This is a genomic window from Deinococcus radiotolerans (assembly GCF_014647435.1).
GTDB classification, from domain to species: Bacteria; Deinococcota; Deinococci; order Deinococcales; family Deinococcaceae; genus Deinococcus; species Deinococcus radiotolerans.
This window is the reverse complement of sequence record NZ_BMPE01000001.1, coordinates 118,317-135,601: the sequence shown is the minus strand read 5'-3', so window position 1 is coordinate 135,601 and position 17,285 is coordinate 118,317. Positions and strand designations below refer to the sequence as shown.

Genomic DNA, 17,285 nt, shown 5'->3' with positions numbered 1-17,285 from the left:
CAACAAGGTAAGACCCCCTCCGCGGTGGAGGGGGCCATGAGCTGAGCGGTTACTTGAAGAGGGGCAGGTGGCCCAGCGCGGTCACCTCGGGGCGTTCCTGCCCTTCGGTGAACACGGCGACGACCGCCGCGACTTCCCCGCCGACTTCCTCGATGATCTGCCGGATGGAGTGCAGCGTGCCGCCGCTGGAGACCACGTCGTCCACGATGGCGACCTTGCGGCCCCTGATCTTCTGCACGTCGAAGCCGTCGAGGACCAGCAGCTGCGGTTTGCCGGTGGTGATGCTCACGACCTCGCGGGCGACAGGGTCGACCATGTAGGGCTTCTGGGTCTTGCGGATGACGATGTACGGCTTGCCGCTCTCCCGGCTGATGACGTGCGCGAGGCTCAGCGCCTTGACTTCCGGCGTGACGAGCACGTCGATGTCGGCGGGGAGCTGACGGGCAAGTTCGCGCCCGGCTTCCTCGGTGACGTCGGTGTCGCCCAGCATGTTGAACAGGGCGACCTTGACGTCCGGGGAGACCGGCACGATGGGCAGGTCGCGGGTCACGCGACCAATCTGAACCTTGAACGTGTCCACTTGACGCAGTGTAACGCGCATCGGCCAGAGGGGGGTCGCCTGCCGCAGTCCGTACAGTAGGGGGGTGATGACGTGTTGGCGGGGACTGGCGCTGGCGGCCGCGCTGCTGGGCGCGGGGCTCGCGGGTGCAGCCACAGCAGCGCCGTTCGGGATTGAGGTGCGGTTCCTGGGGGCGCCGCTGGGGGCCGCGCCGCGCTCGGCGGTGAACGAGGCGGCGCGGCGGGTGTCGGCGCTGATCGCGTCGCCATTCGAGCCGGTGCGGGTGAACGTCCCGGCGGGCGAGTGCGACCGGGGCCTGCCTGCGCTGCGCGGCCGCCTGACGCGGCTGGTGGTGTTCGTGCGTGTGAAACGGCTGGATGATGACCTGTACGCGACTGGGATGCCCTGCGACCTGCATGACGGGTCTTTCCTGCCCATCTACGGCGTGGTGGACCTGAACAGCGCGGGGCTGTCGGATCTGCCGCGCACGGACGTGCTGGACACGATGATCCATGAGTTCCTGCATGTGCTGGGCGTGGGGACGCTGTGGGAGCGGGACGCGCGGGTGTCGGTGAGCGGCGCGCAGGACGACCGGGTGTTCCTGAAACGGCAGGGCAAGGTCACGCTGTACGTGGCCCCGCGGGCGCTCTCGGCCTTCCGGGCGCTGGGGGGCCAGGGGGCGGGCATTCCCCTGGATCCAGACCGGGGGCACTGGGCGGGCGAGGCGGTGTGTTCGGAGGTGCTGTCCGGTTCGTCCGGGGACTACACGGGGCGGCTGAATCCGGTGAGTCCGCTGACGCTGGGCGCGCTGGAGGACCTAGGGTACCGCGTGCAGGCCGGGGGGGCCGCGCCGTTCCGGCTGCCGGTTGGGGCCTGTCCGGTGCAGGCCGACACTCCAGCCGTGCCCGCCGGGGGTTTCGCGAGTTGCGCGGCGGCGCGGGAGGCGGGAGCGGCGCTGCCGCTGCGGCGTGGGCAGCCCGGCTACCGGCCGGGGCTGGACGGTGACGGAGACGGACTGGCCTGCGAACCCTGAGGTCAACCGTGTGTGATTGAGCCCGGCACGCCAGGGCTCGGCAGGCGCGCCACCTGGACTGAGGTCACAGGTGGCGCGTGGGGGCCTGGATGCGGCGGGCTCAGGGGCTCTGGGTGGTGGTCGTCGTGGTCGTGGAGGTCCCGGCTTTCTGGCCGTCCGGGGTGTACTGCTTGGTGGTGGTGGTGGACGTGCTGGTGGAGGTGTCGGCCTTGGGCTGGCAGGCGGTGAAGATCAGCGTGAGGGCCAGCAGGGGCAGGGCGGTCAGGGTCCGTTTCATGCCTTCATTCTGTGGACGCCGGGCGCGGGTGGGTGAGGGTCAGCGCAAGGTGAGTTGGGGGTTTCCGGGCTGTTCGGACAGGGGGTGGGGCCTGTCTGGATAGTTGACTTGTTTTGTCCGCCATAAAGGTTTACCTTTTTTATCAATGATTGCCCAGGCCCCCACCTTTCAGCCCGCACGCACGGACCTGAGTGCGCTCCGGTTCAATCAGGTCACCGTGGTATTCGTGACCCTGCTGGCCGTGATCCTGACCCTCCCGGCCCTGACGCTGGTGCTGGGCGCAGCCATGCTGATCGGCGCCGTGATGCCCGAGCTGTCCCCCATGCGCGCCGCGTACCGTCTGCTGGGACCCGCCCTGGGCCTGAAACCTGAGGTGGTTGAGGAAGACCCCCGCGCGCACCACTTCGCGCAGGGCGTGGGCGGCAGCTTCCTGCTGGCCTCCGCGACCTTTACACTGGCGGGCCTCCCCGTTGTCGGGGCGGTGCTGGGCGTGATCGTGATCGCCCTGGCCGTCCTGAACCTCTCCCAGAAGATCTGCGTGGGCTGCGTGATGTACTTCCAGTACCGCCGCCTCCGTTACCAGCTCCTCAAGCGCTAAGGACCCATCATGAGTGACATCGAAGCCCTGAAGAAAGCCGTACCGCCCTTCCAGATTTTCGACCTGATCCCCCAGTACGCCCAGCAGGGATTCATCGACCCCGAGCGGATCGACCTGCTCAAGTGGGCCGGGGTGTACCCACAGCGCCCACAGGAGGACGGCTTCCTGATGATGCGCGTGCGCGTCCCGGCCGCCGAGTTCAGCAGCGCAACCATGCGCGAGGTGGCGAACATCGCCGAGGAATACGGCCGGGGCTTCCTGGACGTCACTGACCGGCAGGCGTTCCAGTTCCACTGGCTGACGATCCAGGACATTCCCCGCATCTTCGAGCGGCTGGAACCGCTGGGCCTGCACCCCAAGGGTGCGTGCGGCGACACCGTGCGTGCCGTGATCGCCAGCCCCCTGGCGGGCCTGGACGCCCGCGAGATCATCGACATTCGCCCCATTGCACACGCGATGGAAGGCACCCTGACCGGTAACCCCGACTTTCAGGACCTGCCGCGCAAGTTCAAGATGAGCATCACGGCGGTGCCGGAACTGGAAGGCATCCACATGATCAACGACATCGGCTTCCTCGCGCACCGCGTGAACGGTGAGGTCGGCTTCGACGTGTGGGTGGGCGGTGGCCTGGGCGCCGTGGCGCACCTGTCCAAGCGCCTGGGGGTGTTCATCCGCCCCGAGGAGGTCGTGGAGGTCGGGCAGGCCATCACCGCCGCGTACCGCGACCACGGCTACCGCCAGAACCGCAAGAAGAGCCGCCTGAAGTTCCTCATCAAGGACCTGGGCATCGAGAAGTTCCGCGAGATCGTCGAGAATGACTACCTGGGCCGCAAGCTGCAGGAGGGCCCCGCCGCGCCCGTCGCCCGTTTCGGCGGGAACGATGTGCTGGGCGTGCAGCCCCAGGCGGACGGCCTGAACTACGTGGTCGTGGCGACCACCGTGGGCCGCATCGACCCCACCAAGGCCCGCGTCCTGGCCGATCTGGCCGACCGCCACGGCAAGGGCGTGCTGCGCACCACCGCGTTCCAGAACATGGTGATCCCCCACGTCGCCACGGAGGACGTCGAGGCCCTGAGCGCCGAACTGGCCGCGATCAACCTTGCGCCGAAGGCCACCATCCGCGGCACGACCATCGCCTGCACCGGCAACCAGTTCTGCCGCCTCGCGCTGACCGAGACGAAGGCCCGCACCGCCGCGCTCGTCGATCACCTCGAACCGCTGACGCTGGCGATGGACGTGCCGTTCACGATCAACCTGACCGGGTGCAGCAACGCCTGCACGCGCTATCAGGTGGCCGACCTGGGCTTCATGGGTGCGAACAAGACCGACAAGGACGGCACCGTGCACGAGGTGTACAACGTGCACCTGGCCGGGAGCATCGGGCAGGCGCAGCGCACCGGCACCAAACTGAAGGGCGCCGTGCCCGCCGAGCAGCTGAACGCGTACGCGGCAGCGGTGCTGGCGGACTTCCAGGCGCACAAGCAGGCCGGGGAGAGCTTCGTGGAGTACGCTGACCGCGTGGGCCACGAGCAGTTCACGCCGGACGCCGTGCTGGGCGGCAAGGAACTGGTGACCGCGTGACTGCCGTCGCGGAGCGGGCCGTGAGCACCGGCCGCGTGGTGTGGCTGACCGGCCTGAGTGGCGCCGGGAAGAGCACGCTGGCGAGCGCCCTGCACGCGGAACTGCTGGCGCGCGGCGTGGCCACCGAACTGCTGGACGGTGACGCGGTGCGCGAGAATCTCAGCAAGGGGCTGGGCTTCTCGAAGGCTGACCGGGACACGAACGTGCGCCGCATCGGCTTCGTGGCGGGCCTGCTCGCCAAACACGGCGTGACGGTGCTCGTCAGCGCGATCAGCCCGTACGCCGACACCCGCCGCGAGGTGCTGGCCAACCTGCCGAATGCGCTGGAAGTCTTCGTGGACGCCCCGCTGGACGTCGTGACGGCGCGGGACGTGAAGGGCCTGTACCTGAAGGCCATCGCTGGGGAGATCCCGCACTTCACCGGGGTCAGCGACCCCTACGAGGCGCCCGAGAGCCCGGACCTGCACCTGCGCACCGACCGCATCAGCGTCGAGGACGGCGTGCGGCAGTTGCTGGAGGCCCTGAAGGTATGACCGCCACCTCGCCCCGACCCGATTTCACGCCGGCCAGCGATCCGCTGGACGTGATCCGCTGGACGCTTGAAATGCACCCGGACGTCCTGATGCCCAGCGCGTTCAACCTGAACGGCGTGGTGCTGCTCGATCTGGCCGTGAGGGCCGGGTACCGGGGCGAGGTGGTGTTCGTGGACACCGGGTATCACTTCCCCGAGACGCTGGCAACCCGCGACCGGCTGGCGGCCCGCTACCCGGAACTGACGTTCGTGACCCTGAACGACGGCGCGAGTCCCGAGGACGGGCAGACCGACCCGGCGCTGTATTCCAGCGAACCGGACGCCTGCTGCGCGGTGCGGAAGGTCGCGCCCCTCCAGGCGTACCTGCGCGAGCGGGCCCCGTCGGCACTGCTGAACGCCCGCAGCCGCGATCAGGCGAGCACCCGCGCAGACATTCCATTCGTGGAGGACGGCGCGCGCGTGAAGGTGAACCCGCTGGCCCACTGGACGCGCGAGATGCTGGAAACCTACGCGCGGGAGCAGGACCTGCCGGTGAATCCGCTGTACTGGGACGGCTTCCTGAGTGTGGGCTGCTGGACCTGCACGCGCGCCGTGCGCCCCGGCGAGGACGCCCGCGCGGGCCGCTGGGCCGGGAAGGGCAAGACCGAGTGTGGCCTGTGGGCCGGGGAGAACAGGCTGTGACGCGCCGCTGTTGACCTCGTCCGCGCCCTGTACCGCCGCCTGAACCCTGAGCGGCTTTTCCTGCCCCGAATAGTTGAGTAAATTCATCAAGAGGTCTGACCCATGACGATCCTGCTGCCCACCACCTCCACCCTCCCCAGCCCCCTCGGCGGCACCCTCGTGAACGGCGTGCGCCGCGCCGGTCATGACTTCGACCCGGCGGAACTCGCCGCGCTGACGCGCCTGAACATCAGCGAGCGCACCCTGGCCGATCTGGAGATGCTCGCCACCGGCGCGTACTCCCCCCTGACCGGCTTCGTGAACGAGGCGGACTACCTCTCGGTCGTGGAGCGGCTGCGCCTCGCGGACGGCACGCCCTGGAGCATCCCGATCACGCTGCCCGTGACCGCCGAGCACGCCGGGCTGCGCGGGCGCGTGGTCCTGAGCTTCCAGGGTCAGGACGTGGGCTGGGTGGACGTGCAGGAGGCCTACACGGCCCGCAAGGCCTGGGAGGCGCGCGAGGTGTACCGCACCGAGGACGAGACGCACCCCGGCGTGGCGGCGCTGTACGCGCAGGGCGACTTCAACCTGGCCGGGCCGGTCGCGCTGTTCGAGGTGCCCCGCGGCCACTTCCCCCGCCACCACCGCACGCCCGCCGAGGTGCGCGAGGTGATCGAGGCGCGCGGCTGGCGTTCCACCGTGGCGTTCCAGACCCGCAACCCCATCCACCGCGCGCACGAGTACCTGCAGAAAGTCGCGCTGGAGCTTGTGGACGGGCTGCTGCTGCACCCGCTGGTGGGCACCACCAAGGGCGACGACGTGCCCGCCGCGACCCGCGTGCAGGCATACGAGGTGCTGCTGGAGGGCTACTACCCGCAGGCCCGCACGCTGCTGAGCGTGTACCCGGCCGCCATGCGCTACGCCGGGCCGCGCGAGGCGATCCTGCACGCCCTGTCCCGGCGCAACTACGGCGTGACGCACTTCATCGTGGGCCGCGACCACGCGGGCGTCGGCAGCTACTACGGCACGTACGACGCGCAGGAGATCTTCAGCGCGTACACGCCCGAGGAACTGGGCGTGCAGATCCTGAAGTTCGAACACACCTTCTACTGCAACTCCTGCGGGCAGCTCGTCAGCCCCCGCACCTGCCCGCACGACAGCAGCCACCACCTCGTGCTGAGCGGTACGAAAGTCCGCGAGAAGCTGCGCGCCGGGGAGAACCTGCCCGCCGAGTTCACCCGGCCCGAGGTGGCCGAGGTGCTGCGCGCCGCGTACGCCGCCCCCGTCTGAACGCCCCCTGAAGAAACCCTGAAGCCCAGGCAGGTCCGGTCACACGTGCCTGCCTGCCGCGCACCGTGAAATGCATCAACCTGAACAGGAGGGCCGCATGACCCGAAAAGCACTGCTGACTCTGCTCACCCTGACCGTGACGACCACCGCCGCCGCCCAGGAGGCCCAGACGGTCCGACTCGGCTTCTTCCCGAACCTCACGCACGCGCCCGCCCTGGTCGGACTGGAACGAGGCACCTTCCAGAAGGCGCTGGGCAAGGTGAAGCTGGACGCCAAGGAGTTCGTGTCCGGCACCACCCTGACCGAGGCCTTCGCCGCCGGGCAGATCGACATCGCGTACGTGGGGCCCGGCCCGGCCATCAACGCCGCCGGGCGCGGCATGCCCGTGCAGTTCCTGGCGGGGGCCAGCGAGGCGGGCGCGGTCCTGGTCGTCCGCAAGGACAGCGGCATCAAGTCCTACAAGGACCTGGGCGGCAAGATCGTCGCGGTGCCCAGCCTGGGCAACACGCAGGACATCAGCCTGCGCCACATCCTGAACGAGAACGGCCTGAAACCCAAGGCGGACGGCGGGTCCGTGACCATCACCCCGGTGGCGCCGGCCGATGTGATGGCCGCCTTCGCTGCCAAGCGCGTGGACGCCACGCTGGTCCCCGAACCGTGGGGCGCGGCGCTTGAAGCGCAGGGTCACAAGGTGATCGGCAGCGAGAAGACCGTCTGGCGCGACGGGAAGTACCCCACGACCGTGGTGATCGTGAACGCGAAGTTCGCGCAGGCCAACCCGCAGCTGGTCGCGGCGTTCCTGAAGGCCCACACGGACGCGGTGGCGTTCATCAACAAGAGTCCGGTGGGCGCGCAGACGGCCGTGAACAGCCAGCTGCTGAAGCTCACGGGCGCCAAGATTGATCCCCGGGTGCTCCAGCGGGCCTTCTCGCGCACGCGCTTCACGACCAGCCTCGATCTGGCCGCGCTGACTGAGTACGCGAAGCTGAACGTGGAAGCCGGGTACGCCCGCAGCGCGCCGGATCTCGCGCCGTTCATCCGCAAGTGAGCCTGGGAGCCCTGGCATGACCGCGCCTCCGCTCACTCCGGATCAGGGTCTTCAGCGGGTCAGTGGCCCGCCCCGCTGGCAGGCGCTCGCGTCGCAACTGCTGGGCCTGCTCGTCATTCTGGGCGCGTGGTGGCTCGTCACCGACGTACTGAAACTGTACCCGCCCTACGTCTTCCCCGGCCCGAAGGCCGTGTGGACTGAAATCAGTTACGGCCTGTGGGGCACCGGACCGCAGGACGGGAAGCTGCTGTCCGCCATTGGCAGCAGCCTGCGCCGGGTCCTCACCGGGTACGCCATCGCGGTGCTGCTGGGTACCATCGTGGGCCTCCTGATGAGCGCGTGGCGCCCGCTGCGGACCACGCTGGGCGGGTACCTGACAGGCATTCAGAGCGTCCCGAGCATCGCGTTCGTGCCGTTCGCCATTCTGTTCCTGGGCCTCAACGAGCGCGCGGTGCTGTTCGTGGTCGTCCTCGAGGGCTTCATTCCGGTGGCGCTGGCCGTGTCCGGCGCCCTGCTGAACGTGCCGCCCGCGCTTCGCGTCGCGGGCCGCACGCTGGGCGCCGGGCCGCTGGGGCTGATCCTGCGCGTGCTGCTGCCCGCCAGCGTGCCCAGCATCCTGACCGGCCTGCGCACCGCCTGGAGTTTCGCGTGGCGCGCCCTGGTCGGCGGTGAGCTGCTGATCGCGGGCAGCACCAGCCTGGGTGAACTGCTGGAGGTCGGGCGCAACACCGCGAACGTGGCGCTGGTCCTGGCCACCATCATCATCATCGGCGTGATCGGCGGGCTGTTCGACACGCTGCTGCGCGCCGCCGAGGGCCGGGTCCGGCGCGACTACGGGCTGGAGGTGCCACAATGACCACCACGATGAACCGCGCCGCCCCCGCCCCCCTGGCCGCCGAGCGCGGCGGCGCCCCGCTGGCCCTGGACGGCGTGACCTACCACTATCAGGGCCGCCGGGGCCAGGGGGCGGGTGTGGGGCCCCTGACACTGGACGTGCCGGGCGGAGAGTTCCTGTGCGTGGTCGGCCCGTCCGGCAGCGGCAAGAGCACCCTGCTGAGCCTGCTGGCCGGCTTCCTGAAACCCCAGCGCGGCCAGATCACGCTGGGCGGCCAGGTTGTGCGGGGCCCGCACCCGCGCCTGACCCTGGTGCAGCAGGAGGCGGCGCTGTTCCCCTGGCTGACCGTGGCAGGCAACGTGGCCTTCGGCCTGCGCGGCGTGCCCCGCGCCGAACGCGACACCCGCGTGCAGGAGGCGCTACGGCAGGTGGGCCTGGACGGCTTCGGCCCGCGCCGCCCCCACGAACTGAGCGGCGGGCAGCGGCAGCGCGTGGCGCTGGCCCGCGCCCTGATCACCCGCCCGGGCCTGCTGCTGCTGGATGAACCGTTCAGCGCGCTGGATCACGCGACGCGCACCGCCCTGTCCGACGAACTGCTGACCCTCTGGCGGCAGTCAGGCGTAACCGTCGTGTTCGTCACGCACCAGCTGGAGGAAGCGCTGCATCTGGGCCAGCGGGTCGTGGCCCTGCGGGGCGGCGCGGTGGCCCTGGACGCCCCGGCCTCGCAGACCAGCGTGGACGACCTGAAACGCCTGCTGGGCGACTGACAGACCCGGTAACCGGCGCGCCGCCCACTCAGTTCGAGGTGGCGGCGCTTCATGCGGCCTTACAGCAGCGCGCGGATACGGGCCTCAAGTTCCCGGGCCACGGCGTCCGGCCCGGCGCGCAGCACGTCGGCGCTGAGGTGCCAGCGGCCCTTCTGCTCGAACTCACTGGTGAACAGGCTGGCCAGGCCGGTGGCGCGGCGGTCCACTTCCAGAATGATGTCCAGCCCGCCGCCCTGCGGGAAGAGCATCATCTCGATTTCAGCGATGCGGTACTGGCCGTGCGGAGGGCGGAAGCTGATCTCCTGCACGATGCGGCCATGGTGGTACTCGATCTCGCTGCCGCTCAGCTGGAAGCCCAGGCGCTGCGCGCCCTGGAACAGCACCTCCATCTCGCGGCTGGGGAGGATCTGGAGGTGGTCCTGGTCGCCCGGGTCCACGGCGCCCGCGATGTCCATGTCGGTGGCCAGCCACAGTTGCGTGCCGGGCAGCGAGAGGGGCGTACCGGACTCGACGGGAATGCTGAACGGGAATTCGCGGCGTTCCCCGGCGCGCAGGTCGAAGCTGGGGATCACCTGATGCTTGCTCAGCTGGTGTGAGACGTAGCTGTCGTCACTCTTGTAGCGGGTGGCCAGCCCCAGGTTCACACGTTCAATGCGCTGGTCGAGGCTGCCGCCCTGCACGATCAGCACGCCGGTCACACTGTCTCCGATCCGCACGGCGGGGTTGTGAACCTGCGCGTCAACGCGGGCGCCGCCCACGCCGATCGCGGCCATCATCTTCTTCAGGAATCCCATGACCGGTGCTACGCGGCGGGCCGCGCCGGAGTTCCCGGCGCGGTGCGGGCGGCGCGGGTCAGCCGCGGGGTTTGCGCGGGGCGGACGCGGCGGGTTCGTCGAGCACGGCGGCCAGGGCCGGGTCGCTCCCGGCGGCCATCATGGCGGCGCCGATGATGCCGGCCTCGTTCAGGAGTTTCGCGGGGACCACGCGGCTGCGTTCGGTCTGCAGGTGCTCCTGCCACTTTTCAGCCTTCTTGCTGACGCCGCCGCCGATGATGAACAGGTCCGGGCTGAACAGCAGTTCCAGGTGTTGCAGGTAGGTGCTGACGCGTTTACTCCACTGTTTCCAGTTCAGGTCGTCCCGTTCGCGGGCGCGGTCCGAGGCCCAGGTTTCGGCGTGCTTGTCGCGCAGCCACAGGTGCCCCAGTTCGGTGTTGGGGACCAGGGTGCCGCCGTAGATCAGGGCGCTGCCGATGCCGGTGCCGAAGGTCAGGACCAGGACCGTGCCCGTCTCGCCCTGCCCGGCGCCGAAGCGGGCCTCGGCGAGTCCGGCGGCGTCCGCGTCGTTGATGAGGTGCACGTCGTGCCCGGTGGCGTCCGTGAAGAGGCTGTCGGCGTCCAGGCCGATCCAGTCCGGGTGAACGTTCGCGGCGGACAGGGTGTGCCCCCGCTGCACGATGCCGGGGAAGGTCACGCCGACCGGGCCGGGCAGGCCGAAGTGCTCGACGAGCTGCGCCACGACCCGTTTCACGTCCCCCGGCGCGGCGCCTTCGGGCGTGGGGATGCGGTGGCGTTCCGCCGTGAGCCGGCCGGTGCGGGTGTCCACGGGCGCGCCCTTGATGCCGCTCCCGCCGATGTCGATGCCCAGGATCACGCTCATGAGCTTCAGCGTACCGCACGCGCCGCGCCGAGGCGTGCCGGGCGGGTCAGGCAGACAAGTGCCGGGGATCAACCCGTTGGACGGGGTGCAATTTTGTACCGAAAACGCTATACCCTGGGGAATCATGGATTCAACCTCGCTGCGCGAACGCCAGAAGGAGCGCCGCCGCGCCCGCATCTACAACGTCGCCATTGACCTGTTCAAACGCGGCGGGTTCCAGACGACCACGGCGACCGATATCGCCCGGGCCAGCAACGTCTCGCGCGGGACCTTCTTCAACTACTACCCGTACAAGGAAGCGGTGCTGCTCGACTACGGCAGCGAGGTCATGAACCGCCTGCGCGACCACGCCGAGTCCCGCCTGCACGACGGCACGCCCCCCCTGACCGTGCTGTACGAGGTCTGGGACCGCCTCGCGGACGAGAACACCCGCGAACGCGACCTGTTCCCCCCCCTGGCGTACGAGGTCATGAACCCCAACCCCGAACGGGCCCGCACCGCGTACCAGGCGCTGCCGCTGAGCAAGGTCATCGAGCTCATCCTGCGCCCCATGCACCAGGCGGGCATGATGCGCACCGACCTGTCCTTGCAGCGCATCAGCAACCTGATCGCAGACACGTACCTGATGGTCGCGCTGCGCTGGAGCGCGTACGGCACCGAGCGGCCCCTTCAGGAGGAGATGCGCCTGGCGCTGAATCTGCTGCTGGAAGGCGCGGTGAAGCGCGACGCCCGCTGAACCCCGGAGCCTGCCTGAACCGGCCTGTCGTCACGCCGGATTTCCCGCCAGGGTCTACACTGCGCTGATGACTCGCGCTCCCTTCCGGCTGGTGCGGGCATGACGCACCCGGAACTGCGGGTGGGCTCAGCCCGGACCACCTTTCCCTTCAGCCGCGGCCTGCTGGTCGAGTCCCTAGTGAACGCCGGGGCCAGCGCGCCCGTAGCGTCCGCCGTGTCCCGCCGCGTCGAGCAGCAGCTGCGCCTGGCGCGCCGCACGCTGGTCAGCCCGGCGGAACTCAAGGCCCTGATGGTCGAGGTGGCCCGCGACGTGGCCGGTCCCGAAGTCGCGCAGGCCGCGCAGGCACAGACGCCGGCCTTCCAGGACATCTTCGTGACGGCGAAGAAGGGTGATCTGCCCTTCAGCCGGGGCGTGCTGGCCCGCACGCTGGAGGACGCGGGCCTGTCCGGCAAGGACGCCTACGCGACGGCCAGCGTCGTGGACGTGCGGCTGCGCCAGCAGGGCGTGACCAGCCTGAGCGCCGAGGAGATCGACAACCGCACCGAGGCCGCGCTGGCCGAACGGTACGGCGAGCACCTGCGCCTGACCTACCGCTACCTGCGGCACAACCGCGGGAAGCTGGGCGTGCTGGGCGAGGGCAGCAGCGTCCCCAGTCCGTTCAGCAAGGGCATCCTGGTACAGAGCATGCTCGCGGCGGGCGTGACGCCGGACGTGGCGCGCAAGGTGGCCCGCGTGACCCAGCGGGACCTGCGCGGCCGGGACGACCGGGTCATTCCCCGCCACGAGATCCGCCAGAAGGTCGAAGCACTCCTGCGGGACGAGGTCGGCCCGGACGTCAGTGCGCGCTACCGCCTGCTGCGCGTGATCCGCCGCCCGCCGCGCCCGGTGATCGTGCTGCTGGGCGGCGTGAGCGGCACCGGCAAGAGCTTCCTGGCCGCCGAGATCGCCTACCGCCTGGGCATCGCGCGGGTCGTGAGCACCGACTCGATCCGCGAGGTCATGCGCGCCATGGTCTCCCCCGCCCTGCTGCCCACACTGCACGCCAGCACCTTCAACGCCTGGGAGGCGCTGCTGCCGCCCGGCGCGCCCCGCCCGGAACACCCGGACCAGGCCACCCTGATCGCAGGGTTCCGGGATCAGGTGCAGCAGGTCAGCGTAGGCCTGAGTGCCGTCGTGCAGCGCAGCGTGCAGGAGGGCAGCAGTCTGGTCCTGGAGGGCGTGCATCTGGTTCCCGGGTACATCCGCGCGGACTCGTACGCGGGCGCGATCGTGGTGCCGCTGCTGGTGACGCTGCCCGACGCGGACGAGCACCGCCGCCACTTCGAGAGCCGCGACACTGAGACGGCCGCCAGTCGCCCCCTGCACCGCTACATGGGCTACTTCCGCGAGATCCGCGCCATGCAGGACGAACTGGAGGCTCTGGCCCGCCAGTACGACGTGCCGCTGCTGGACGGCCTGACCCTGGACGAGAGCGCCGAGCAGGCCGTGGACGTGGTGCTGCGGCGCGTGCTGATCGCCCTGACAGCCGAGGAACGCCGGGCCCTGCTGGGCGAGGACCACGCGGACATGACCTTCGGCAGCAGCTGACGGCCCGGCCCCAGTGTGACCCGGGGGGCCAGGGTCGTTACGGCATCAGCCGCTGGATCAGCCAGTCGCCCGCATGCCTGACATACGTGAAGCGGTCGTGCATGCGGTTGGCGCGGCCCTGCCAGAACTCCCACTCCTGCACGGCGACTCGGAAGCCCCCCCAGAAGTCCGGGCGGGGCACCTCGGTTCCCTCCGGGAAGCGGTCGTGGAGGGCCGCGAAGGCGGCCTCCAGCGCCTCACGGCCAGAGACGGGGGCACTCTGCGGGTCACTGGCGTGCGCGGCCAGCTGAGACTCGCGTGGGCGAGCGTGGAAGTACGCGTCACTCTCCTCGTCCGGGACGCGGCTCACCGGGCCGTAGGCGCGCACCTGCCGTTCCAATTCGGGCCAGTGGAACAGCAGTTCCGCCTGCGGGTTGGCGCTCAGGTCGCGGCCCTTGTGCGAGTCGTAGTTCGTGTAGAAGGTCAGGCCCGCCGGCGTCGCGCCGCGCAGCAGCACGGTCCGCACGCTGGGCCGCCCGCCCGCGCCGGCCGTGGCGAGGCTCAGCGCGTAAGGCTCACGCAGGTCCGTGTCGATGGCCTCCTGCAACCAGCCCTGAAACTGGGCGAGGGGATCGGGGTTCAGGTCGGCGCGGCGCAGTTCGGCGCGGGTGTAGGACAGCCGCAGCCCGGTCAGGTCGGTCATAGGGCCTCCGGTTGAATGGGCGGTTCCGCCTCAACCCGAGCGGACGCGACTCGGAGCGCTGCCCCGCAGAGTGAGCGTAAAGAGGGTGCGGCCTGTTCCATGGCTGGAGCGGGATGACACCACTCCGCCCACTCCACGCCCGACACCCTCGTCATGCCTGCTCCCGGCGCACGGGCTGGCACTGGGGGCAGTGGTGGGTGCCGCGCTGCGCGACGACGCTCTTCTCGATGGGGGTGCCGCAGCGGGGGCAGGGTTCGCCGCCCTTGCCGTACACGTTGTGCGCGTGCTGGAACAGTCCGGACAGCCCGTCGTGCTGGCGGTAGTTGCCCTGTCCCTGGCCGAGGCTGCTGCCGCCCGCCTCGACGGCGCGGCCCATCACGTCGCGGATCGCGTGGTACAGCCGCCCGGCTTCCTCGCGGGTCAGGCGGGTCTGGGTGGGGTGCAGCCCGGCCATCCAGAGGCTCTCGTCGGCGTAGATGTTGCCTACCCCGCTGACGGGCTTCTGGGACAGCAGCCAGGGTTTCACGGCGCCCGCCTGCGCGGCCAGCGCGATGAACTCGTCCTCGGTGAAGTCGTCGGAGAGGGGTTCGGGGCCCATGGCGGCCAGGGTGGGCATGCCCGCGTACTCGCCGGGCCGCACGACGGCCATCTTCCCGAAGCGGCGCGGATCGTCGAAGTACAGGTCCCCGGCGTCGGTGCGCAGGGTCACGCGGGTGTGCTTGCCGCTCTCCAGGCGGAAGCCGCCGGTCATCCCGAGGTGCACGATGAATTCAAGGTCGTGCGGGACGGCCGGGTCCTGATCGTGCGCGGCGTCCCCAGCGGCGAGGTGCAGCATCAGGTACTTCCCGCGCCTGGAGAGGCCCGTCACGCGGCGCCCGGCGGCGAGGTGCGTGTCGCGGTACTTGTGCGGCGCGTCGTGCTGCACCTCCAGAATCGTGCGGCCCAGCAGCAGCGGCTCGATCTTGCGGCGCGTCGTTTCCACTTCCGGCAGTTCAGGCATACCCGCGCAGCATAGGCTCAGGCGCGCGGGCAGACTGCGGCGTTCATTTCAGGGCGGACCGCGGACGGATCAGGCAGGTCAGGGGAAGTACACCTGCTCGACCTTCAGGACGCGACTGCCACTGAGTTGCAGCGCGACGACCTTCTCACTGAAGGGCCAGCAGCCCTGCGGGTGGTACCCCTTCCAGGCGGACACGAAGGTCACGAGGGGCACGGTCTGCACGGCGCCCGGGCGGTTCAGGCACGACAGGACGAACACGGTCCTGGCCTCAGTTTTCAGGGTGCGGAGCTTCGGGTTGACGTTGCGCAGGTACATCCCGCTGGGGTTCGCGTCGAAGTACGCCTGGGTGTTCGGGTAGTCGCCCAGCGCGACCACCTTGCGCGCGTCCGCATTGGTGTCGCTGTAGACGTCCACGTAGTCCAGGGTGAGCGTGGCCACGCTGCCCTGCACGGTCACGCCCTTCAGGACGGCATACTGCGTGGCCGCCAGAGCGGTGGGCGTGAGGGCCAGCAGGGCGGTCAGGGCCAGGCAGGAGCGCATACCCGCAGCGTACATGGGCAGGGCGCGCTACGCTGCCCAGGATGCCCACCCTACTGCTGACCGGCTTCGAGCCCTTCCACACGCATCCCGTGAATCCCAGTGCCCTGGCGGCGCAGGCGCTGCACGGCCGCACGCTGGGCGGGTACGTCATCGAGGGAGCGCTGCTGCCCGTGGAGCCCGGCGCGGCCCGCGAGCGGCTGGACTCGCTGCTGGAGTGGCTGACGCCGGACGCGGTGCTGCTGACCGGGCTGGCCAGCGGGCGGCCGCAGGTGACGCTGGAGCGGGTGGCGGTGAACGTCATGGATTACCGCATTCCGGACAACGCGGGCCGCCAGTACCAGGACGCGCCGGTGGCCGAGGACGCCCCAGCGGCGTACCTGAGCACCCTGCCGCTGCGGGCCACGCTGCGCGCCTGGCGGGACGCGGGCATTCCCGGGGCGATCAGCGACACGGCGGGCACGTTCGTGTGCAACACGGTGATGTATCACGCGCTGCACGTCCTGCACGCGGCGGGGCGGGAGGAGGTGCCGTGCGGGTTCCTGCACCTGCCGGCGAACGCGGAGGTGGCGCTGGCCGAGCCCAGACCCGTACCGTACCTGCCGCAGGATGAGCTGACCCGCGCGGTCGAGGTCGCCGCCCGGGCCGCCATTCAGTAGGGCAGCGTCAGGGGAAGGGCGCGCGGCCCGGCCGCCAGCTGCCAGCTGGGCCGCCCGCCCAGTGCCACTCGCCGTCCGGCGTCCCGCTCGCGGGGGGTTGGGTGGCCAGCGCGGCCTGCACGGCGTCCAGCGGCACGCGGCGGGCGAAGCGGGTGCGGGCGTGCCACGCGGCCAGCGCCGAATCCGGTCGGGCGGGGCGCAGGCCGCGCAGGGCGGCGGCGGCGCGGTTCACGGCCAGATCGAACAACGCGTCCGGCACTGCGCCGCTGCCGCGCGTTCCCTCCAGTGCGGGATCGGTCAGGAAGGGGCGTTCCCGGGGCATGGGTGGTCAGGCGAGCCGGGGCTGCCCGGCCAGTCGGCGGATCTGCGCGGCGCGGCCGGTGGTCAGGGCGGCGTTCAGGCGCAGCAGGGCCGCGACGGTCATGGCCGGCTCGCCTGCGGCGCTGGCCGGGTCGGCGGGGGGCACGGTAACGTCCAGATGCGCGGCGGTCAGGCTCGCCGCAGCGCCCTCCTCCCAGGTCAGGAGAGTGTGCAGGCCCGCGTCGTCGGGGGGGCTGGACGTGCCGGTCGCGTGGGCGATGCGGGTCCAGAGGTCACGTTTGGTGGCGCTCAGGTGCGCGGCGATGGCGGCCACGCGAGGGTGCGGCTGGCCCTGCACGGCGTCCAGGGCAACCTCGAGACCCTCTGCGGGATCGTGGTTCACGCGGCGCAGCAGTTCAGCCAGGATGGTGGGGTCATCCATGTCAGTTCAGCCGGTACGTGTCGCCGTCGCGGGTCAGGCGGCCCAGGTCCAGCAGGCGGGCGGTGACGGCGCGGGCCTGCTCGTCCGTCAGGGGGCTGCGGGCCCGCAAGTCGTCCAGCGTGAAGCGGCCGCCCAGGCGGTGCGCGAGGCGGTACACCATGCGCTCCTGAATGTCGGCACGGGGTGGGCCCTCCTGGCGGCGCGTGAAGACCCACCACACCAGGGCCGCGATCAGCAGGCCGGTCAGGGCGGCCAGCGGGAGCCACTGGGCCGCCAAGGCCGGGTCGCCCACCTGCTGGCCCAGCGCGTGCAGCTTCGCCTGCGCGGCACTGACCTGCTCGGGTGCGCCGCTCTCGCGCAGGCGGCGCAGGGCGCCCCGGGCCCGCAGGTACGCCATGACGCCGCCCAGATCGCCGCGTACGTAGAAGACGCTGTAGGCGATCAGGGCGGCGGCACACCCGGTGATGGCAGAGAGGACCGCTTTCAGGACGTTCACGGCACCCATG

The 17,285-nt window shown here is 70.5% G+C and carries 22 protein-coding genes; 12 read left to right on the top strand and 10 right to left on the bottom strand.

The window, feature by feature from the left end; all coding sequences use genetic code 11:
• Positions 1–49: 49 nt before the first annotated feature.
• Positions 50–580, bottom strand: a complete 531-nt coding sequence (locus IEY63_RS00645) for a phosphoribosyltransferase family protein (RefSeq protein WP_189067049.1) — start codon at positions 578–580, stop codon at positions 50–52.
• Between the two features lie 67 nt (positions 581–647).
• Here IEY63_RS00645 and IEY63_RS00640 point away from each other — a divergent pair, with 67 nt between their 5' ends.
• The gene (locus tag IEY63_RS00640; protein ID WP_229784396.1) at positions 648–1,592 is read left to right on the top strand and encodes an excalibur calcium-binding domain-containing protein; all 945 of its coding nucleotides are present in this window, start codon (positions 648–650) and stop codon (positions 1,590–1,592) included.
• Between the two features lie 100 nt (positions 1,593–1,692).
• On the opposite strand, the gene IEY63_RS00635 is transcribed toward IEY63_RS00640, so the two are convergent.
• Positions 1,693–1,869 (bottom strand): hypothetical protein, encoded by a 177-nt coding sequence (locus IEY63_RS00635; RefSeq protein ID WP_189067048.1) that lies wholly within the window; start codon positions 1,867–1,869, stop codon positions 1,693–1,695.
• A 145-nt stretch (positions 1,870–2,014) separates the two neighbouring features.
• Between IEY63_RS00635 and IEY63_RS00630 the strand changes: the two genes are divergently transcribed.
• The 8 genes from IEY63_RS00630 to IEY63_RS00595 all read left to right on the top strand — a co-directional run bounded on the left by IEY63_RS00630 (position 2,015) and on the right by IEY63_RS00595 (position 9,180).
• Positions 2,015–2,467 carry a DUF4395 domain-containing protein gene (locus IEY63_RS00630; protein ID WP_189067047.1) on the top strand — a complete coding sequence of 151 codons (453 nt, stop codon included), beginning with the start codon at positions 2,015–2,017 and terminating at the stop codon, positions 2,465–2,467.
• Positions 2,468–2,476: 9 nt separating this feature from the next.
• Positions 2,477–4,048: a nitrite/sulfite reductase gene (locus IEY63_RS00625; RefSeq protein ID WP_189067046.1), complete on the top strand. Its 1,572-nt coding sequence runs from the start codon at positions 2,477–2,479 to the stop codon at positions 4,046–4,048.
• Positions 4,045–4,581, top strand: a complete 537-nt coding sequence (gene cysC, locus IEY63_RS00620; protein ID WP_189067045.1) for an adenylyl-sulfate kinase — start codon at positions 4,045–4,047, stop codon at positions 4,579–4,581. Before IEY63_RS00625 ends, cysC begins: the two co-directional genes overlap by 4 nt.
• Positions 4,578–5,261: a phosphoadenylyl-sulfate reductase gene (locus IEY63_RS00615; RefSeq protein ID WP_189067044.1), complete on the top strand. Its 684-nt coding sequence runs from the start codon at positions 4,578–4,580 to the stop codon at positions 5,259–5,261. The genes cysC and IEY63_RS00615 overlap by 4 nt, the downstream gene beginning before the upstream one ends.
• A gap of 102 nt (positions 5,262–5,363) precedes the next feature.
• A complete protein-coding gene (gene sat / locus IEY63_RS00610; RefSeq protein WP_229784395.1) occupies positions 5,364–6,530 on the top strand; it encodes a sulfate adenylyltransferase in 1,167 nt (388 codons plus the stop codon).
• Between the two features lie 97 nt (positions 6,531–6,627).
• Positions 6,628–7,578 carry an ABC transporter substrate-binding protein gene (locus IEY63_RS00605; protein WP_189067043.1) on the top strand — a complete coding sequence of 317 codons (951 nt, stop codon included), beginning with the start codon at positions 6,628–6,630 and terminating at the stop codon, positions 7,576–7,578.
• Positions 7,579–7,594: 16 nt separating this feature from the next.
• On the top strand, positions 7,595–8,434 hold the full coding sequence (locus tag IEY63_RS00600) for an ABC transporter permease (RefSeq protein WP_189067042.1): 840 nt from the start codon (positions 7,595–7,597) through the stop codon (positions 8,432–8,434).
• Positions 8,431–9,180, top strand: a complete 750-nt coding sequence (locus IEY63_RS00595) for an ABC transporter ATP-binding protein (RefSeq protein ID WP_189067041.1) — start codon at positions 8,431–8,433, stop codon at positions 9,178–9,180. The genes IEY63_RS00600 and IEY63_RS00595 overlap by 4 nt, the downstream gene beginning before the upstream one ends.
• Before the next feature lie 59 nt (positions 9,181–9,239).
• Here the strand turns inward: IEY63_RS00595 and IEY63_RS00590 are convergent, their stop codons facing one another.
• Both IEY63_RS00590 and ppgK read right to left on the bottom strand, forming a co-directional pair.
• Positions 9,240–9,974 (bottom strand): sporulation protein, encoded by a 735-nt coding sequence (locus tag IEY63_RS00590; protein ID WP_189067040.1) that lies wholly within the window; start codon positions 9,972–9,974, stop codon positions 9,240–9,242.
• 58 nt (positions 9,975–10,032) lie between these two features.
• Positions 10,033–10,836 carry a polyphosphate--glucose phosphotransferase gene (gene ppgK / locus IEY63_RS00585; RefSeq protein ID WP_189067039.1) on the bottom strand — a complete coding sequence of 268 codons (804 nt, stop codon included), beginning with the start codon at positions 10,834–10,836 and terminating at the stop codon, positions 10,033–10,035.
• A gap of 124 nt (positions 10,837–10,960) precedes the next feature.
• On the opposite strand from ppgK, the gene IEY63_RS00580 reads away from it, so the two are divergent.
• Positions 10,961–11,572, top strand: a complete 612-nt coding sequence (locus IEY63_RS00580) for a TetR/AcrR family transcriptional regulator (RefSeq protein WP_062157918.1) — start codon at positions 10,961–10,963, stop codon at positions 11,570–11,572.
• A 99-nt stretch (positions 11,573–11,671) separates the two neighbouring features.
• The gene (locus tag IEY63_RS00575) at positions 11,672–13,159 is read left to right on the top strand and encodes an ATP cone domain-containing protein (protein ID WP_189067038.1); all 1,488 of its coding nucleotides are present in this window, start codon (positions 11,672–11,674) and stop codon (positions 13,157–13,159) included.
• Positions 13,160–13,196: 37 nt separating this feature from the next.
• On the opposite strand, the gene pdxH is transcribed toward IEY63_RS00575, so the two are convergent.
• The 3 genes from pdxH to IEY63_RS00560 form a co-directional block, all read right to left on the bottom strand.
• Positions 13,197–13,841, bottom strand: coding sequence for a pyridoxamine 5'-phosphate oxidase (gene pdxH / locus IEY63_RS00570; RefSeq protein ID WP_189067037.1), 645 nt, complete (start codon positions 13,839–13,841; stop codon positions 13,197–13,199).
• Positions 13,842–13,992: 151 nt separating this feature from the next.
• Positions 13,993–14,841 (bottom strand): DNA-formamidopyrimidine glycosylase, encoded by an 849-nt coding sequence (locus IEY63_RS00565; protein ID WP_189067036.1) that lies wholly within the window; start codon positions 14,839–14,841, stop codon positions 13,993–13,995.
• Positions 14,842–14,919: 78 nt separating this feature from the next.
• Positions 14,920–15,381: a hypothetical protein gene (locus IEY63_RS00560; protein WP_189067035.1), complete on the bottom strand. Its 462-nt coding sequence runs from the start codon at positions 15,379–15,381 to the stop codon at positions 14,920–14,922.
• Positions 15,382–15,422: 41 nt separating this feature from the next.
• Here IEY63_RS00560 and IEY63_RS00555 point away from each other — a divergent pair, with 41 nt between their 5' ends.
• Positions 15,423–16,037 (top strand): pyroglutamyl-peptidase I, encoded by a 615-nt coding sequence (locus IEY63_RS00555; RefSeq protein ID WP_189067034.1) that lies wholly within the window; start codon positions 15,423–15,425, stop codon positions 16,035–16,037.
• A gap of 7 nt (positions 16,038–16,044) precedes the next feature.
• On the opposite strand, the gene IEY63_RS00550 is transcribed toward IEY63_RS00555, so the two are convergent.
• The 3 genes from IEY63_RS00550 to IEY63_RS00540 are packed head-to-tail and all read right to left on the bottom strand — an operon-like array spanning position 16,045 to position 17,284.
• Positions 16,045–16,359 carry a hypothetical protein gene (locus IEY63_RS00550; RefSeq protein WP_189067033.1) on the bottom strand — a complete coding sequence of 105 codons (315 nt, stop codon included), beginning with the start codon at positions 16,357–16,359 and terminating at the stop codon, positions 16,045–16,047.
• Between the two features lie 6 nt (positions 16,360–16,365).
• Positions 16,366–16,779 (bottom strand): hypothetical protein, encoded by a 414-nt coding sequence (locus IEY63_RS00545; RefSeq protein WP_189067032.1) that lies wholly within the window; start codon positions 16,777–16,779, stop codon positions 16,366–16,368.
• A gap of 1 nt (position 16,780) precedes the next feature.
• Positions 16,781–17,284: a hypothetical protein gene (locus IEY63_RS00540; protein ID WP_308425081.1), complete on the bottom strand. Its 504-nt coding sequence runs from the start codon at positions 17,282–17,284 to the stop codon at positions 16,781–16,783.
• Between the last annotated feature and the right edge of the window lies 1 nt (position 17,285).

Bases quoted from the DNA above. Each gene is read 5' to 3' on its own strand.
- IEY63_RS00640 (WP_229784396.1), top strand. From the start codon at position 648: ATGACGTGTTGGCGGGGACTGGCGCTGGCGGCCGCGCTGCTGGGCGCG.
- IEY63_RS00545 (WP_189067032.1), bottom strand. From the start codon at position 16,779: ATGGATGACCCCACCATCCTGGCTGAACTGCTGCGCCGCGTGAACCAC.
- ppgK (WP_189067039.1), bottom strand. From the start codon at position 10,836: ATGAGCGTGATCCTGGGCATCGACATCGGCGGGAGCGGCATCAAGGGC.
- IEY63_RS00630 (WP_189067047.1), top strand. From the start codon at position 2,015: ATGATTGCCCAGGCCCCCACCTTTCAGCCCGCACGCACGGACCTGAGT.
- IEY63_RS00540 (WP_308425081.1), bottom strand. From the start codon at position 17,284: ATGGGTGCCGTGAACGTCCTGAAAGCGGTCCTCTCTGCCATCACCGGG.
- IEY63_RS00580 (WP_062157918.1), top strand. From the start codon at position 10,961: ATGGATTCAACCTCGCTGCGCGAACGCCAGAAGGAGCGCCGCCGCGCC.
- IEY63_RS00615 (WP_189067044.1), top strand. From the start codon at position 4,578: ATGACCGCCACCTCGCCCCGACCCGATTTCACGCCGGCCAGCGATCCG.
- IEY63_RS00575 (WP_189067038.1), top strand. From the start codon at position 11,672: ATGACGCACCCGGAACTGCGGGTGGGCTCAGCCCGGACCACCTTTCCC.
- IEY63_RS00555 (WP_189067034.1), top strand. From the start codon at position 15,423: ATGCCCACCCTACTGCTGACCGGCTTCGAGCCCTTCCACACGCATCCC.
- IEY63_RS00625 (WP_189067046.1), top strand. From the start codon at position 2,477: ATGAGTGACATCGAAGCCCTGAAGAAAGCCGTACCGCCCTTCCAGATT.
- IEY63_RS00565 (WP_189067036.1), bottom strand. From the start codon at position 14,841: ATGCCTGAACTGCCGGAAGTGGAAACGACGCGCCGCAAGATCGAGCCG.
- IEY63_RS00550 (WP_189067033.1), bottom strand. From the start codon at position 16,359: ATGCCCCGGGAACGCCCCTTCCTGACCGATCCCGCACTGGAGGGAACG.
- IEY63_RS00600 (WP_189067042.1), top strand. From the start codon at position 7,595: ATGACCGCGCCTCCGCTCACTCCGGATCAGGGTCTTCAGCGGGTCAGT.
- sat (WP_229784395.1), top strand. From the start codon at position 5,364: ATGACGATCCTGCTGCCCACCACCTCCACCCTCCCCAGCCCCCTCGGC.
- IEY63_RS00590 (WP_189067040.1), bottom strand. From the start codon at position 9,974: ATGGGATTCCTGAAGAAGATGATGGCCGCGATCGGCGTGGGCGGCGCC.
- IEY63_RS00560 (WP_189067035.1), bottom strand. From the start codon at position 15,381: ATGCGCTCCTGCCTGGCCCTGACCGCCCTGCTGGCCCTCACGCCCACC.
- IEY63_RS00595 (WP_189067041.1), top strand. From the start codon at position 8,431: ATGACCACCACGATGAACCGCGCCGCCCCCGCCCCCCTGGCCGCCGAG.
- pdxH (WP_189067037.1), bottom strand. From the start codon at position 13,841: ATGACCGACCTGACCGGGCTGCGGCTGTCCTACACCCGCGCCGAACTG.
- IEY63_RS00605 (WP_189067043.1), top strand. From the start codon at position 6,628: ATGACCCGAAAAGCACTGCTGACTCTGCTCACCCTGACCGTGACGACC.
- IEY63_RS00635 (WP_189067048.1), bottom strand. From the start codon at position 1,869: ATGAAACGGACCCTGACCGCCCTGCCCCTGCTGGCCCTCACGCTGATC.